1 protein-coding gene is annotated in these 567 nt (G+C 49.2%); it reads right to left on the bottom strand.

All coding sequences use genetic code 11. The features are described 5' to 3' along the window. Positions 1 to 461 (bottom strand): Hint domain-containing protein (locus BKY26_RS20085; RefSeq protein WP_193600206.1); only part of this gene is annotated, 461 nt, incomplete at its 3' end. Between the last annotated feature and the right edge of the window lie 106 nt (positions 462 to 567).

The following is a 567-nucleotide window of genomic DNA, read 5'->3' as shown; positions in this document are numbered from 1 at the left end:
CCGATCCATTTGACGGGAACAGGAACCCCGTCCTCGTTTTCGACCTTATCCATGATCTTCAGCGTTTCCACAGTGACCGAGCCAGAATCAGATGCGACCTGTGTTCCTTCAAGAAAACAGTTCACAACAGTGGCATTCGCATTTGGAGTCAACGAAATCGGGCTTGTGAAATCGGTCGCTGAAATCTGCCCGTCATGCGGAATGTAGTAAACGTATCCGCCTACTCCGTCATCCTGCTGAAACACCGCAAAATCTTCGCCACCGACCGTGACAGTATAGCCTGAATAAGTGATCGAAGGGTCACCCCAGGTATCCCCGGCACTTGCTGTTCCAGAATTGTCATCGTCAACGAATTCTATGTCGCCTATCTGATCGACAGAACTGCCATAAGTGAAACTGTTCGCGCTCACCGGACTGCTGGATAGAAAGTAAACGTATTCAGACGTCGTATAGTTTGGCATTTGTGAAACCCCCGTCCCGAAACCATGCGTCAATTTTTTGCTGACCTGAATAGGGCATCAAGCACTCAAACGAGTCAAACCGTTTAGAGTTTCACCGAAGCCCTGT

Source organism: Nioella sediminis (genome assembly GCF_001879695.1).
In the GTDB taxonomy this organism is placed as follows: Bacteria; Pseudomonadota; Alphaproteobacteria; order Rhodobacterales; family Rhodobacteraceae; genus Nioella; species Nioella sediminis.
Note: the sequence above shows the minus strand (reverse complement) of the source record. Positions and strands in the feature narration are given on the sequence as shown.